This window comes from Streptomyces sp. 150FB (genome assembly GCF_000818195.1).
Lineage (GTDB): Bacteria > Actinomycetota > Actinomycetes > Streptomycetales > Streptomycetaceae > Streptomyces.
The window spans coordinates 5,823,197-5,837,758 of sequence record NZ_JTHL01000001.1 but is presented as its reverse complement, the minus strand read 5'-3'; the positions used below and the strand labels follow the sequence as shown (position 1 = coordinate 5,837,758).

Annotated in this window: 17 protein-coding genes; 10 read left to right on the top strand and 7 right to left on the bottom strand. The window is 72.0% G+C overall.

The window, feature by feature from the left end:
* The first annotated feature begins 54 nt into the window (after positions 1–54).
* The 3 genes from QR77_RS25230 to QR77_RS25220 all read left to right on the top strand — a co-directional run bounded on the left by QR77_RS25230 (position 55) and on the right by QR77_RS25220 (position 2,461).
* Entirely contained in the window at positions 55–1,134 is a 1,080-nt protein-coding gene (locus QR77_RS25230) for a C40 family peptidase (RefSeq protein ID WP_040028611.1), read from the top strand.
* Between the two features lie 215 nt (positions 1,135–1,349).
* Positions 1,350–1,715 (top strand): hypothetical protein, encoded by a 366-nt coding sequence (locus tag QR77_RS25225; protein ID WP_052489041.1) that lies wholly within the window; start codon positions 1,350–1,352, stop codon positions 1,713–1,715.
* Positions 1,716–1,819: 104 nt separating this feature from the next.
* Positions 1,820–2,461: a LysE family translocator gene (locus tag QR77_RS25220; protein ID WP_040024381.1), complete on the top strand. Its 642-nt coding sequence runs from the start codon at positions 1,820–1,822 to the stop codon at positions 2,459–2,461.
* A gap of 53 nt (positions 2,462–2,514) precedes the next feature.
* Here the strand turns inward: QR77_RS25220 and QR77_RS25215 are convergent, their stop codons facing one another.
* Together QR77_RS25215 and QR77_RS25210 are read right to left on the bottom strand one after the other, a co-directional pair.
* Complete coding sequence (locus QR77_RS25215) at positions 2,515–3,246, bottom strand: response regulator transcription factor (RefSeq protein WP_040024380.1); 732 nt, start codon at positions 3,244–3,246, stop codon at positions 2,515–2,517.
* A 95-nt stretch (positions 3,247–3,341) separates the two neighbouring features.
* Entirely contained in the window at positions 3,342–4,670 is a 1,329-nt protein-coding gene (locus QR77_RS25210; protein ID WP_040028610.1) for an ATP-binding protein, read from the bottom strand.
* A gap of 197 nt (positions 4,671–4,867) precedes the next feature.
* On the opposite strand from QR77_RS25210, the gene QR77_RS25205 reads away from it, so the two are divergent.
* Positions 4,868–6,271 (top strand): PspC domain-containing protein, encoded by a 1,404-nt coding sequence (locus tag QR77_RS25205; protein WP_078877102.1) that lies wholly within the window; start codon positions 4,868–4,870, stop codon positions 6,269–6,271.
* The gene (locus QR77_RS25200; protein WP_040024379.1) at positions 6,258–6,482 is read left to right on the top strand and encodes a hypothetical protein; all 225 of its coding nucleotides are present in this window, start codon (positions 6,258–6,260) and stop codon (positions 6,480–6,482) included. The genes QR77_RS25205 and QR77_RS25200 overlap by 14 nt, the downstream gene beginning before the upstream one ends.
* Here the strand turns inward: QR77_RS25200 and QR77_RS25195 are convergent.
* Positions 6,434–6,949: a DoxX family protein gene (locus QR77_RS25195; RefSeq protein ID WP_040024378.1), complete on the bottom strand. Its 516-nt coding sequence runs from the start codon at positions 6,947–6,949 to the stop codon at positions 6,434–6,436. The two genes, QR77_RS25200 and QR77_RS25195, sit on opposite strands and share 49 nt — an antisense overlap.
* A gap of 188 nt (positions 6,950–7,137) precedes the next feature.
* Positions 7,138–8,403: a hypothetical protein gene (locus QR77_RS25190; RefSeq protein ID WP_040024377.1), complete on the bottom strand. Its 1,266-nt coding sequence runs from the start codon at positions 8,401–8,403 to the stop codon at positions 7,138–7,140.
* A gap of 138 nt (positions 8,404–8,541) precedes the next feature.
* Between QR77_RS25190 and QR77_RS25185 the strand changes: the two genes are divergently transcribed.
* Together QR77_RS25185 and QR77_RS25180 are read left to right on the top strand one after the other, a co-directional pair.
* Positions 8,542–8,988 (top strand): cupin domain-containing protein, encoded by a 447-nt coding sequence (locus tag QR77_RS25185; protein WP_040028608.1) that lies wholly within the window; start codon positions 8,542–8,544, stop codon positions 8,986–8,988.
* A 139-nt stretch (positions 8,989–9,127) separates the two neighbouring features.
* Positions 9,128–9,388: a hypothetical protein gene (locus tag QR77_RS25180; protein WP_150130441.1), complete on the top strand. Its 261-nt coding sequence runs from the start codon at positions 9,128–9,130 to the stop codon at positions 9,386–9,388.
* Between the two features lie 120 nt (positions 9,389–9,508).
* On the opposite strand, the gene guaA is transcribed toward QR77_RS25180, so the two are convergent.
* Entirely contained in the window at positions 9,509–11,107 is a 1,599-nt protein-coding gene (guaA, locus tag QR77_RS25175; RefSeq protein WP_040024375.1) for a glutamine-hydrolyzing GMP synthase, read from the bottom strand.
* Positions 11,108–11,492: 385 nt separating this feature from the next.
* On the opposite strand from guaA, the gene QR77_RS25170 reads away from it, so the two are divergent.
* Positions 11,493–11,828 carry a chorismate mutase gene (locus QR77_RS25170; protein WP_269084338.1) on the top strand — a complete coding sequence of 112 codons (336 nt, stop codon included), beginning with the start codon at positions 11,493–11,495 and terminating at the stop codon, positions 11,826–11,828.
* Positions 11,829–12,174: 346 nt separating this feature from the next.
* On the opposite strand, the gene QR77_RS46050 is transcribed toward QR77_RS25170, so the two are convergent.
* On the bottom strand, positions 12,175–12,690 hold the full coding sequence (locus QR77_RS46050) for a hypothetical protein (protein ID WP_150130440.1): 516 nt from the start codon (positions 12,688–12,690) through the stop codon (positions 12,175–12,177).
* On the opposite strand from QR77_RS46050, the gene QR77_RS25165 reads away from it, so the two are divergent.
* On the top strand, positions 12,653–13,294 hold the full coding sequence (locus QR77_RS25165; protein ID WP_150130439.1) for an LPXTG cell wall anchor domain-containing protein: 642 nt from the start codon (positions 12,653–12,655) through the stop codon (positions 13,292–13,294). The genes QR77_RS46050 and QR77_RS25165 overlap by 38 nt on opposite strands.
* A gap of 63 nt (positions 13,295–13,357) precedes the next feature.
* Here the strand turns inward: QR77_RS25165 and QR77_RS25160 are convergent, their stop codons facing one another.
* Positions 13,358–14,032 carry a TMEM175 family protein gene (locus tag QR77_RS25160; RefSeq protein ID WP_236710800.1) on the bottom strand — a complete coding sequence of 225 codons (675 nt, stop codon included), beginning with the start codon at positions 14,030–14,032 and terminating at the stop codon, positions 13,358–13,360.
* 221 nt (positions 14,033–14,253) lie between these two features.
* Here QR77_RS25160 and QR77_RS25155 point away from each other — a divergent pair.
* A partial coding sequence (locus QR77_RS25155) for a dienelactone hydrolase family protein (RefSeq protein ID WP_040024372.1) occupies positions 14,254–14,562 on the top strand: 309 nt, incomplete at its 3' end.

Genomic DNA, 14,562 nt, shown 5'->3' with positions numbered 1-14,562 from the left:
CGGGCCGACAGGAGCAGGACCGAAGCTCGACGCCAGAAGGAAGTGGACACCCCCGTGGCCGCGCACCGAAAACGCAAACATCGACCGCTCACCGGCCAGGCGGGCCGTACGGCCGCCACTCTCGCGCTCGCCGGAGCGGCGACGGCCGCCGCCGCTTCGGGCGGTGTCGCGCAGGCGGAGCCCCGGCTGACGCCGGCCCAGGTGAAGTCGATGGCCGACAGGCTGTACCAGCAGGCGGAGGCCGCGACCGAGAAGTACAACGGCGCGAAGGAGAAGGCGGACGCCGCCCGCGGCGGGCTGAAGGACCTCGCCGACGAGGCGGCCCGCCGGACCGACCGGCTCAACTCCTCGCGTAACGCGCTCGGTTCGATCGCTGCGGCGCAGTACCGCTCCGGCGGGCTCGACCCCGCCGTCCAGCTCGCGCTGTCGTCGAGCCCCGAAGACTTCCTGGAGGGTGCCTCGCTCGTCGAGCGCGCCGGGGTACGGCAGGCCGGCGCGCTCACCGGCGTACGCAAGGAGCTGGCCCGGATCGCCGGGTTACGGGTCAGTGCCGACAGCCGGCTCAAGGAGCTGAAGAGCCGCCAGAAGGAACTGGCCACCTACAAGGCGAGCATCGAGGGCAAGCTCAGCGCCGCCAAGAAGCTCCTCGCGCAGCTCACGGAGGCGCAGCGCGCCGCGTACGCGCGGCAGCCGGGCGAGGCGCCGGGCAACCGCGCCGACCGTTCGCTCTCGCGCGACGCTATGTCGACGGCGGCGTCGGACCCGGCCACCGCGCGGGCGCCCGGCGCGCGCGCCGCCGCCGCGGTCGGTTACGCGTACGGGGCGCTCGGCAAGCCGTACGTCTGGGGCGCGACGGGCCCCGGCTCCTTCGACTGCTCGGGGCTGACCCAGGCGGCCTGGGGCGCCGCCGGAGTCTCCCTCCCCCGCACCACATACACCCAGATCAACGCGGGCCGGCGCGTCTCGCACGGCGAGCTGGCCCCGGGCGACCTGGTGTTCTTCTACTCGGGCGTCAGCCATGTCGGGATCTACATCGGGAACGGCAGGATGATCCACGCCCCGCGCCCGGGCGCACCGGTCCGGATCGCCCCGATCGACGAGATGCCCTTCGCCGGGGCCACCCGCCCCGCGTGAGACACGCCTCCTGCCCGCGCCGGTGGTCCGCCGGCCCGGGCGCCGTACCGCCCGGATGCCGAAGTGCCGGGGAGCGCCACCTGCGTAACGATGAGCAGCAGCAGGCCGGCAGGCCGCCGGCGCCATCCGTGACCGCCCCCGTGACCGGCCCCTGTAACCGCCACCCGTACGCCCCCGGAAAGGTAGCCGTGAGACGAGCCACGAGCGTCCGACTGATGGGAACGGGACTCGCCATGGGCGCGCTCTTCGTCCTCGCGCCCGTCGGCGTCACCCCGAAGGGCTGCGGCGACCTCACCGGCGGCCGGCTCTGCGTCGAAGGACCGATCGGGCGCACCGGCGGCTTCACCGTGCGGTACATCCAGCGCCCCGCCCGTACGGGTGAAGTGACGGTCCGGCTCGGCTATCAACGCAAGGACGCGCGGATCACCGCGTTCGCCGGGTGGTTCGGCACCGAGCGCACCCGCGACGGCCGCGCCGAGCTGAGCGGGCGGCTCGACACCGCTCCGGGCGAGTGCATCCGGGGCGTCCTGCTGGACTCGCGGACCCGGCCCTACGTCACCCGGTGGAGCTGCTCGCACTGACCGCGCGGGCCCGGACCGGGCGCCGCGATCGGTTAGCCGCGCTCACGCGTTCCCGGAAGAAGACATCGCTGGTGCCGCGCCCGTTCTGCTCCGATCCTTGATCCATGATCGGAACGAACGCGGTCCTCGGTGTCACCGTTGTGTCCCTCGGCATGGTGCTCACTCCCGGCCCCAACATGATGTATCTCGTCTCACGCAGCATCACGCAGGGCCGCCGCGCCGGTGCGGTCTCCCTCGCGGGCGTCGCCGTCGGCTTCCTCGTCTATCTCAGCGCGGCCAACCTCGGCCTGTCGGTGGTCTTTCTCGCCGTTCCCGATCTGTACACGGCGGTGAAACTCGCGGGCGCCGGCTACCTCGCGTGGCTCGCCTGGAAGGCGCTGCGGCCCGGTGGGGTGTCGGTCTTCGCGCCGCGCGAACTGGCGGCAGACTCGCCCCGGCGGCTGTTCTCGATGGGGCTCCTGACGAACCTGCTGAACCCGAAGGTCGCCGTCATGTACCTCTCGCTCATCCCGCAGTTCATCGATCTGCGCGCCGGACACGTCCTGCTCCAGGGCTTCGTACTCGGCGGCATACAGATCACCGTCAGCCTGGCCGTGAACCTCGCCATCGCCATGGGCGCGGGGGCCGTCGCGGTGTTCCTCGCGCGGCGGCCCGCCTGGCTCCGTGTGCAGCGGTACCTGATGGGGACCGTCCTCGGGCTGCTTGCCGTCAAGCTGGCGACCGACTCAGGTCCGGCCGCCGCCTGACGGCCAGGGCCGAAGGCGCCGGACGTCAGACGTCAGACGCCGGACGTCAGACGTCAGACCAGCCGGCGCGCCGTCGCCCAGCGGGTCAGCTCGTGCCGGTTGGAGAGCTGGAGCTTGCGCAGTACCGCCGAGACATGCGACTCGACCGTCTTCACCGAGATGAAGAGCTGCTTGGCGATCTCCTTGTACGCGTACCCGCGCGCGATCAGCCGCAGCACCTCGCGCTCCCGCTGGGTCAGCCGGTCCATGTCCTCGTCCACCGGCGGCGCGTCCGTCGAGGCGAAGGCGTCCAGTACGAAGCCGGCGAGGCGCGGCGAGAACACCGCGTCGCCGTCCTGCACCCGGAAGATCGAGTCGACCAGGTCGGCGCCGGTGATCGTCTTGGTGACGTACCCGCGGGCGCCGCCCCTGATCACCCCGATGACGTCCTCGGCCGCGTCGGACACCGACAGCGCGAGGAAGCGCACCGGGTCCGCCCCCGCCGCCATCAGCGGGGCGCAGCGGCGCAGCACCTCGACACCGCCGCCGCCCGGCAGGTGGACGTCGAGGAGGACGACCTCGGGGCGGGTCGCCGTGATGACCGTGACGGCCTGCTCGACGTCGGCGGCCTCGCCGACGACCTCGACGCCCGTCTCCTCGGTGCGGCCGATCTCGGCCCGCACGCCCGTGCGGAACATCCGGTGGTCGTCGACGAGCACGACTCTGGCCCGCCGGGCGTCAGCCCGGTGTCCTGCTGCCGCGCCGTCGGTCCCCGCGCCTGTGCTGTCGGCTCCTACGCTGCTCATGGTCCCTGCCCCTCGCCCTGGTCGCTCCGCCGCCGGCGCGGCCCCTCGTACCGTACGGTCCACCTGCCGCCGGGCGACAGCCCGGTGTTCCGCCGTCACACCGCGGTCCGGTCCGCGGCTTCGTCGGCGCGTTCCATCTCCAGCTCGACCTCCGTGCCCCCGTCGGGCACCGACCGCAGCCGCGCCGTCCCGCCGTTGCGCTGCATCCTGCCGATGATCGACTCCCGGACGCCCATCCGGTCGCCGGGCACCGCTTCGAGGTCGAAACCGGGGCCCCGGTCGCGTACGGAGATGAAGACCGTACGGCCCTCGACCTCGGCGAAGACCTGTACGGCACCGCCCTCCCCGCCGTACTTGGCGGCGTTGACCATCGCCTCGCGCGCCGCCTGTATCTGCGCGGACAGCTTCTCGTCGAGCGGGCAGTCACCGACGACCACGACCTCGATCGGCACCCCGTGGTAGTCCTCGACCTCCGCCGCCGCCTTCTTCACCGCTTCGGCGAGCGTGGTCGGCTCCTCGGCCTCGTCCTTGCCCGTGCCCTCCGGCTTGTACAGCCAGGCGCGCAGCTCCCGCTCCTGGGCGCGGGCGAGGCGGCGGACCTCGCCGGTGTCGTCGGCGTTCCGCTGGATCAGGGTGAGGGTGTGCAGTACGGAGTCGTGGACGTGCGCGGCGACTTCGGCGCGTTCCTGGGCGCGGATGCGCATCAGCCGTTCCTCGGAGAGGTCCTGCGTCATCCGGACGAGCCAGGGTCCGGCCAGCAGCGCGACCCCGGCGACCACGGCGATCGCCGCAGTGAGGACGTTGCCGAACTGGGCCGCCGAGCCGCGCACCGCCACGAAGACGGTCAGGCCGAGCCCGACCAGGGCCACCCCGGCGACCCCGCGCGCCAGTTGCAGCACCCGGCGGCGGCGCCCGACCTCGGTCCAGCGGGCCCGGCGCGCGTTGTCGGCCTGCCGCCAGACCAGCACGACACCGGCGCCGATCAGCAGCATCGGCCAGATGTAGCGGTCGGCGTGGCCCCGGCCGAGATTGACGTTGCCGACGAAGACGACGGCGCCGACAGCCAGTGCGATCAGCGCGAAGACCTGGCCCTTGTCGGGCTTGCGGAGCCGCCGTCTGCCGTCGGCGCCGACCTCGAAGAGCGAGCGCGGCTCGGCCGCGGTGGCCCGGCCGCCGACGCCGAGCGGTACGACGATCCAGAACACCGCGTACAGCAGGGCGCCGAGGCCCTGGGCGAAGAAGAGCCCGAGGAAGATCAGCCGTACCCAGACGACGGGCAGCCCGAGATGCCCGGCGAGCCCGCGCGCGACACCGCCGAGGAGCCGGCCGTCGGCGCTGCGGTAGAGCTTGCGCGTCGGCTGCTCCTCCGGCGCCGGGGCGCGGGGGGACGACATCGCTGCGGCGCGGGGTGTGGCGGCTGGCATGTCATCGATGGTCACACGGCCGGGCGCCGGTGAACATCAGGGTGGCCCCCCTGTTCCGACCCTGAGCCGACCCTGACGTGCGGCCGGGCGTCGGGGCCGGGCGGTCCGCCGTATCAGGGGTGGCCAGGGTCAAAATCAGGGACCGGCCAGGGTCGGAGCGGCTGGAGCGGGCGGCGGGCTGCGGTCACCATGTACGTATGACGCAGCCCTCCGACCAGCCGCCTCCCGAGCCGTCCGGCCAGCCGTCCGCCGAGGCCAAAGCCGCCACCGGCCAGGACACCGGCGCCGCCCGCCCGGTGCTGCTGCGCGCCCCGCGCCAGAAGGTCGTGGCCGGTGTGTGCGGCGGGCTCGGGCGGTACTGCGACGTCGACCCGGTCATCTTCCGGATCGTCATCGGGCTGCTCAGCGTGACCGGCGGCATCGGCCTGATCTTCTACGGCTTCGCCTGGCTGCTGATACCGCTGGACGGCGAGGACGAGAACGAGGCCCGCAGGCTGCTGTCGGGACGCGTCGAGGGCGCCGCGCTGATCGCCGTCCTGCTCGCCCTGATCGGCTGCGGTCTCTTCCTCTCCATGCTCAGCAACGGCGGGACGCTCAGCTTCGCCGCGATGCTGTCGGTCGCCGTCATCGGCTCGGCGGTCTGGTCGCAGCACCGCCGCGCCGCGATGCCCCAGGGCGGCCCGAAGGCCCCCTCGGTGGCGTACGCGGGGACGGACGCGCCGCCGGAGACGAAGGCGCCGCCGACTCCCTACGGGTCCCCTTCCTGGTGGCGGGACCCGATCATCAAGGACGGTACGACGGGCCCGCTCGGCTCCTCCGGTTATCTGTGGGGTCCCGATGACTCAGCGGCCTCCGAGGCTCCCTCGGGCCCCCGCATGCCGTGGCCGGGCAGACGCCGCGGCGGGCACCACGGCGGCCACCACGACCGCCGCCACGGCGTTTCGTCCCGCTCCTCGGCGCGTACGGGTCACACGCACGACGTCAGCGGCCTCATCGCGTGGCTGGCCCTGCTGGCAGGCGGACTCGGTGTGGGCCTGTCCTGGGGCTCGCATCCGCTCGGCACCAGCCTGGAGATCGGTCTGACGGCCGACCTCGCGGTCTTCGCGCTCGGCCTGATCGTCACCGCCTTCGCGGGGCGTACGGGCGTCGGCACGATCTTCATGACCGCCGTCACCGCCGGGCTGCTCGCCGCCGCCACGGTGATCCCGAAGGACATCCCCACCTCAGCGGGCAACCGGACCTGGCATCCGGCGTCGGTGGCCGCCGTACACCCGCGGTACGACCTGGGCCTGGGCGCGGGCACCCTCGACCTGCGCGACCTCACCGTGCCGAAGGGGCGGACGGTCAGTACGAGGGCCGGGGTCGGCGCCGGGCTGCTGAAGGTCGAGATACCGGCGGGGCTGACCGTGAAGATCCGCGTGGAGACCGGTCTCGGCGACGTCCGGCTCCCCGGGCAGCAGAACCGCGGCCTGGACGTCTCCCCGAACAGGGTCGAGCAGCGAACACTGGCACCGCGTGCGGGCGCCGACCCGGCCGGCACGTTGGTGCTGCGGCTCGAAGTCGGCGTCGGCCAGGTGGAGGTGCGAGATGCTAGGTCATGAGTTCATGCCGGGACGGCTCGTGGTGGGTGTGGCGGCGCTGGCGACCGCCACGGTGTACGGAGGCGATCTGGCCGGCCTGTGGCAGGCACCGTGGTACGTGGCGTTGCCGGTCGTCTTCGACTCACTGTGGCTGGCCGGTCTCGCCGCCTGGGTGGGGACCCGTTACCGCAAGCGCCGTTTGCGCGCGGCCCAGAGCCCGTCGACCGAGTAGAGCGGCGCTCCGGCGATGACGAGCGGGATCCAGGCCATCAGGTATATGAGGTCGTTGCCGTAGTAGTACGGCGAGGACTGCCAGCTCACCGTCAGCCAGAGGCTCAGGCTGATGAGCGCCCCGCCGAGGGCGGCGAGCCGGCCGATCACGCCGAACAGGGTCCCGAGGCCGACCGCCAGTTCACCGAAGGCGATGGCGTATCCGAACCCGCCCGGACTCTTGAGCGCCAGGTCGACCAGGCCGGGGATGGCCGCGCTGTCCCGGACGGCCGACATCATCGCCCCGACGGAGTTGGGCCCGGACGCCTGGAAGAACCCGCTGGTGGTCAGCTTGTCGAGTCCCGCGTAGATGAAGGTCACGCCGAGGAAGACGCGCAGCGGCAGCAGCGCGTAGCTCGGGGCCTTCGCCCTCCAGCCCTGCTCACCGCCGGCCGGTCCCCGTGTGTCCGTCAGGATGTCTTGTGTCATCGCCGTTCTGCCTTTCCCTGTCCCACGCCGCTGCCGCCGGGCGGTCCCGCCCCGCGTGCCTCCCCCATGCATACGGATGCGAGGCGCCGGGTGCTCACTGACATGCCGGTCGACCGGTCGGCCGGGAGCACGGGCGGCGGCCCGGGGTGTGCTGACGCCGCGTCGGCGCGGCCCGCGGGCCAGGACGGTCAGTCCGTCACCTCGACGGTCACCCGATTGGTCTCGGTTCCGGCCGCCGTCACGACCTGCACCTCGACGGATCCGGGCTCCACGTCCACCGGGACGGGCACGGTCAGCACCGTGTCGGCCGGGTTGGCGAAGCCGCCGGGCACCGGCACCAGCGGCACGTGGACATGGACGGGCCCGATCCGCACGACCATCCGCGCGAGCCGGTCGGGGGTCCCGGCCCCGGGCGGTACGAAGCCGGCGCCCCGGATCTCGATGTCGTCGCCCGTACGGATGGGCGCGTCCAGGTCCCCGGCCTCCCTGGCCCGTACCACCGACAGCACGACGGGCCGGCCGCCCTCCGCGTACTTGCCGGCGAAGTAGGTGGCGGCGGAGACGGTGACGAGCAGGGCCAGCGCCCAGGGCAGGTCGGGCAGTTGCTCGGGCCTGCGGGCCAGCCGTACCCCGGAGAAGATCACGGCGACCGCGCTGACCAGGGCGTACTGCACATCGGTGAAACTGCCGCGGCCCGCGTCGTCGCAGAGCAGGTCGGCGAGCCGGGGCCGCTCGGCGCGTACCTTCTGCAGACGCCCGGAGAGCACCCGTACGGTCACCACCTGGCGTGCCACGACGGCGATCGCCGACACCACGGCCAGTACGGTCAACAGGCCCGCGCCCCGGGCCAGTTCGAGCCCGTCGATCAGCGCGTCGCGCTCGGCGTGGCCGGAGGCCGCCGCCAGTTGGAAGGCGAGGACGAGGACGGCGGAGACGACGAACAGCACCCAGGCCGAGGCGACCGTACGCGAGGTCGAGAGCCGGTTGTCCTCGCCGATCAGCGGCGCGAGCAGGCCGCCGCGCGCGCGGTGCAGCCGGGCGGTCGCGGTCAGCAGCCCGCCGACGACCAGCGCGGTGAGCAGCCCGGCCGTACGCGCGACGCTCCAGCCCGCCCCGATCGCGGTCCCGGTCTCGGCCAGCGCGAGGACGAGGACGGTGCCCCATACGGCGATCAGCGTGTGCCGCCACACGGCGAGCAGCCAGGCGTCGCCCGCCTCGCGGCTCCGGTCGGCCACCGCGCGCGCCGACTGGGTCAGCTCGTCGGACACCCACTGCCTGGACGCCCCCGCCGAGTGCGCGACGGCGGCGGGCAGTCCCTGCCCTGCGGCGAGTTCGTCCCGCTTCGCGAGGAACGCCGAGACGGCCTGCCGATGACCCTCGCGCGCTCCGTGCGGGCAGTCACCGCACGTACAGCCACCGCCGTGCGCGCCCTGCCTTGCCTCTTGCACTGACACGCCGAAACGCCGCCTCTCCCCGCCCTGGCCCGTGAACTTCCTTGGGATACCTGTGAATTGTGTCGCATTCGGTGGGGCGTGCGCGCCGTCGTGCCCGCCGGGGGAGGTGACGAGCACGTCACGATGTTGAATGACCTCATGACAGACACCTCACCGCTGGTCGCCCTTCTCGGACTTGAAGCGCACGTCGAGGGCGGCTGGTTCAAGGAGACCTGGCGGACCTCGGGTTCGACGACACCGGACGGCTACCCGGGACCCCGCAGCCATGCGACCGGAATCTACTTCCTGCTCCATCCCGGGGAGCGCTCGCGCCGCCACCGGGTCCGGTCGGACGAGATGTGGCTGTGGCACAGCGGCGGGCCGCTGCGGCTGCACATCGGCGGGACGGACGACGATCCGTCGGGCGCCGAGGTCCATCTCCTCGGTCCGGCCGTGGAGTCGGGCGAGCGGCCCCAGGTACTGGTCCCCGCCGGGGCCTGGCAGTCGGCCGAACCCGCGGGTACCGAGCCGGTGCTCGTGACGTGCGTCGTCGCGCCCGGGTTCGACTTCGAGGACTTCACGATGGACGAGGCGGACCCCGCCTGACCGGCCCTGATTGATCGCCTTGTCACACCGGGGCAGGTTGTCACACCGGGGTCAAGGCGACGGTGCTCAGGAACCTCCATCAGCGGGACATCGGCGGGACGTCGCGTGCCCTCAGCCGTGCTGGCGCGTTACATCGACCATGAACATGTATCGATTCCTCGCCACCGCGGCCGCCGGCTCCGCGCTCCTCGCCGTGGTCGCCCCCTCCGCCCAGGCGCTCGACCTCGGTTCCACCCTGAGCAGCACGGCGAAGACCGCCACCGTCGCCGGCGAGAAGGCCAAGCCGGTCGTGGACCAGGTCCTCGGTGACACGGCGGGCAAGAAGGTGGCCGCGGTGAAGGGCGTCCTCAAGGGCGGCTCCGACGTCGTGAAGAACGGGAACGCCCTGCTGCACGGCTGACCGGGAGACACCGGCCGCGCACACGTGCGCGCCGCGTACGTGCGACGGAGGGGGCGGAGCCGGATCGGCTCCGCCCCCTCCGTACGTGTGCGCGGCCCGCACGTGCGCGCGGCGGTGCCGCTACTCCCACTCGATGGTGCCCGGCGGCTTGCTCGTCACATCGAGGACCACGCGGTTGACGTCGGCGACCTCGTTCGTGATGCGCGTCGAGATCTTCGCCAGTACGTCGTACGGCATCCGCGTCCAGTCGGCCGTCATCGCGTCCTCGGACGAGACCGGCCGCAACACGATCGGGTGACCGTACGTACGGCCGTCACCCTGCACGCCCACGGACCGCACGTCGGCCAGCAGCACCACCGGGCACTGCCAGATCTCGCGGTCGAGACCGGCGGCCGTCAGCTCCTCGCGGGCGATGGCGTCGGCCTCGCGCAGCAGGTCGAGGCGCTCGCGGGTGACCTCGCCGATGATGCGGATACCGAGCCCGGGACCGGGGAAGGGCTGGCGCTGCACGATCTCGTCCGGCAGGCCGAGCTGCTGCCCGACCATCCGGACCTCGTCCTTGAACAGCTTGCGCAGCGGCTCGACGAGCTGGAACTCGATGTCGTCGGGGAGCCCGCCGACATTGTGGTGCGACTTGATGTTGGCGGTGCCGCTGCCGCCGCCCGACTCGACGACGTCCGGGTACAGGGTGCCCTGGACGAGGAACGCGACGTCCTCGCCCTCGGCGCCCGCCTCGGCGACGATCTCCGCCTGGGCCTGCTCGAAGACCCGGATGAACTCACGGCCGATGATCTTGCGCTTCTGCTCGGGGTCGGAGACACCCTTCAGCGCGGTGAGGAAGCGCTCCTCGGCGTCGACGATCTTGAGCTGTACGCCGGTGGCCGCGACGAAGTCCTTCTCGACCTGCTCGGTCTCGCCCTTGCGCTGGAGGCCGTGGTCGACGTACACGCAGGTGAGCTGGGAGCCGATGGCCCGCTGCACGAGCGCGGCCGACACCGACGAGTCGACGCCGCCCGACAGGCCGCAGATGGCGCGCTTGGTGCCGACCTGCTCGCGGATCAGCGCGACCTGCTCCTCCACGACGTTGGCCGTGGTCCAGGTCGGCTCGATGCCGGCGCCCCGGTAGAGGAAGTGCTCCAGGACCTGCTGGCCGTAGGTGGAGTGCAGCACCTCGGGGTGGTGCTGGACGCCGTAGAGCTTCTTCTCGTCGTTCTCGAAGGCGGCGACCGGCACGACGTCCGTGGACGCGGTGACGGAGAAGCCGTCGGGGGCGGCCGAGCAGGTGTCGCCGTGCGACATCCAGACCTGCTGGTCGGCCGGGGTGCCCTCGAAGAGGGTGGAGTCGGTACGGGAGACCCGCAGGTCGGTGCGGCCGTACTCGCGCGCCCCGGTGTGCTCGACGGTCCCGCCGAGCGCCATCGCCATGAGCTGGAAGCCGTAGCACATGCCGAAGACCGGGACACCGGCCTCGAAGAGCGAGGCGTCGACGCGCGGGGCGCCGTCCGCGTACACGGACGAGGGACCGCCGGAGAGGATGATCGCGCGCGGGTTCTTCGCCAGCATCTCGGCCACCGGCATGGTGGACGGGACGATCTCGCTGTAGACCCGGGCCTCCCGGACGCGGCGGGCGATGAGCTGGGCGTACTGCGCGCCGAAGTCGACGACGAGTACGGCGTCCGGCGTATCGATCTCGGGGGCGGCGGGGGGCGCTGCTGGCACGGGGGCGGCCTTCCGGCGGTGACGGTGACGGGGGGAGGGAGGCGTTTTCCGCGGTCCCTCGGTGTTGCTTGCTGCGTTGCTTGCTGCTTTTGGTCTTCCTGGCTTCGCTCTCGATTCTAACGGCGGCCGGAGGGCCTCCCCGCGTCTCACGATTCGAACCGGCGTTGCCGCCCGCGCAGCCCGCCGGGCCATAATCTCCGCATGATCGAGCAGCTCAGCTACGTCTTTACCTATGGCACCGGCCCGTCCGGCTGCCACAGGTCGTGCTGCTTGAACTGACAAGCGACTTCCGACAGGCGCCCCGGGCCGGCAAGGCCCGGGGCGTCTGTCGCGTTCGGGGCCGCGCCGCTCCGGGGATGCATCCTCCACCCCGCTTCATGCGCGCTTGCAGGACCGCCTTCGCGATCACCCCGAACCGACAAGGAGCCCAGTCGCCATGACTGTCACGGAGAACAACACCGGCGCCCGTAACGAAGAGGCCGCCTCCCTCATCGACGGCGCGCGCGAGCGCATCGACGCGCTCGACGCGCGGATCATCGCGCTCGTACAGGAACGGATGGCCGTCTCGGCCTCCATCCAGGACGCCCGGATGGGGTCGGGGGGAGGCAGGGTCAGCCTCTCGCGCGAGATGGAGATCCTCGGCCACTACAGCGACACGCTGGGCAGGCCGGGTACCGCGCTGGCGATGACGCTGCTGGAGCTGTGCCGGGGGCGTATCTGAGTTCGGACACCGTCTCACCCGGATGGTGCGTGACGGCCGGGTGCGGGGGTTCGTTGGACCCGACGCACGGCCTCGCCGGGGCGTGTGGCGTAACGCGTACAGCGGTACGCCGTGGGACCTCGCCCCGGCTCCCGTGACCGGACGGCAGGGGACAGCGGCCCGGTCACCCCCAAGGGCGGCCGGTTCCGGGGACGCCCGGGACCGCCCGCCCTTCCCGGTCGCCCGCCCTTCCCGGTCACGTGTCAGGTCCGTCGCCGGGGTCAGCCGTCCGACTGTGACGCACACCACTCCACATTTCCGTGAAGTCTCACACAACCTTCCCCATGGGTCACAGGTCTTGCTTCCGTCACACCAGTCGTGAAGAGGCGCTGCACTCGGAGGGGGGCGCAGCGCCTTTTTTCGCGCCCCGGGGCCATACAGGCCGGTCCGATCCGGCCTGTATAAAGTCTCCGTCAATACGACAACAACTATTGGCGCGCCCCACGGGTCTTGCCTGTATGAAGATTCGACGCGCCATGGCCGTCGCTGCGGCGACCGCCGCAGTCCTCACGCCCGCCACCTTCCTGGTGGCCCCGACCGCTTTCGCGACCACCGGGTCGCCCTCTCCCACCGCCTCCGCCGGGACGCCGAGCCCGACCACCCCGAGCGACGGCGCTCCGACGCCCTCGGCGAGCAGCGGGACGCCGACCTCGCCCCCGGCCTCCAGCCCGCCGGCTTCCTCTCCCCCGCCGTCCTCGCCGCCGGCATCCTCACCGCCGCCCTCCGGGTCCGCCGATCCGGAGCCCTGTGACAACAGCGCCGAATTCCCGCCGTACGACGAGAAGTTGGCGATCACGCTCAGCGGGCTGCCGAAGTCGATCACCGCGGGCAGCGGATTCCACCCGTTCACCATCAGCGTCAAGAACGAGAACACCACGGACCGCGACAAGGTCATGCTGCGGCTCTACGCGATGCAGACCAACCCGAAGACGTACGAGGACTACAGCACGTACACCACAGCCGAGTACAAGGACCCCGCCACCGGGAAGTGGACCAACACCCCCACCGGCGACGCGGACTTCACCCTGGATCCCGGCATCATCAAGGCCAACTCGACGCTCACCCTGGAGCTGCGGCTGAGCGTGGACAAGGCCGCTCCGGCCGACAAGGGGGCCGCCATCAGTGAGGGCCGTTTCCCGGACACCGACGGCAAGTGCGTCTACCTGGAGAGCAACGGCTCGTCCCCGTTCGACGTGGTCGCGGCGGGCGGCGGCGGAAGCGCGACGCCGAGTCCGTCGGATTCCGTGACCCCGAGCCCGACCGCGTCCGTGGCGCCGACCGCCACCCCGGGTCCTGACGGGTCCCTCGCCTCGACCGGCTCGTCCTCCGTCGTGCCGACCCTGGGCCTGCTCGGCGGGGTCGCCGTCGTCGCCGGTACGGGCGTGGTGTTCGCGGTCAGGCGCCGCAGGAGCGACTCGGCCGCGTAACGCACCTGACGTGCTCGGTGGAACCCGCGCACCCGGTCGACCCGTTGGGCTCGGCGCCCTCGCTCAGCGCGCCGAGCCCAGCTTCCTGAGGCGTTCCGTCCACGGCGCCACGGCGAGCAGCAGCAGGCTGTAGTACTGGAGGGCCGGTACCGCGAGGGCCAGCGCGAAGGCGATGACCAGCGCCACGACATTGGTCACACCCACCCGCAGGACGTGCCCCATGTCGTGGCTGCCCGGGCGCAACAGCCGGGGAGTGCGCTTGAGTACGAAGATCATCGCCGTCTGGCACGCCACCCCTGCCAGGACGTTCGCGTAGTAGAGGGAGGAGGCGAGACGGTCCCCTCCGAAGGCCCCCACCATCTCCGTCGGGAAGGGCAGCACGATGATGGAGAACAGCCACGCCATGTTCCAGAGCACGAGGGGCTGGTTGTAGGACCTCACCCCGGCGAACAGCCGGTGATGCGCGAGCCAGAGCCCTGAGATGACCAGGAAGCTCAGCACGAAGCTGCCGATCTGGTCGCGGTGCTCCGTGATCACTTCTCTCGCGTTGCCGTGCTCGCCCGCCACCTCGGGCACGAGGTCGACCAGGGGCAGGATCAGCAGCGTTATGGCGATGGCCGCGACCGCGTCGGTGAACAGCAGGAGCCGTTCCGCCGAGTTGCCCTCCTCCTTCTCCGCCTCGTCCTCGGTCCGCGCTTCGGCGGGTCCGCCCGCACTGGTCCCGTCGGTGAAACTCATGACAACTACGCCTTCCTGTCGCGGTCCGCGTGAGCCCGGGGGCCCTGGGGGCCCGCGGCACCGTACGGGGGGCCGTGATCGCTTCGTCGACCAGCGCGGACCCTATCCCACAGGCCCGCATGCCCACGTCACACGTCCGGCACCGGGGCCCGGGGCGCTGGAGAGCCTCATGGGAACGGGGCTTAATGTACGTGCCAGCAATCCCCACCGAAGGACATGCGATGTACGACGCACTGCTGGCCGAAACCATCACCATCACCGGTCACGGCGGTGACCGGATCGAAGCGTACTCAGCCCGCCCCATGGCATCCGGGCCGCTCGGCGGGGTCGTGGTGATCCACCACATGCCCGGGTACGACGCCCCCACCAAGGAGATCGTCCGGCGGTTCGCGGCCGAGGGCTTCAACGCGGTCTGCCCCAACCTCTACAGCCGCGAGGCTCCCGGGGCCGAGCCCGACGACGCGGCGGCCACCGCCCGCGCCCTCGGCGGCGTGCCCGACGAGCGCCTCCTCGGCGATGTGGCGGGCGCC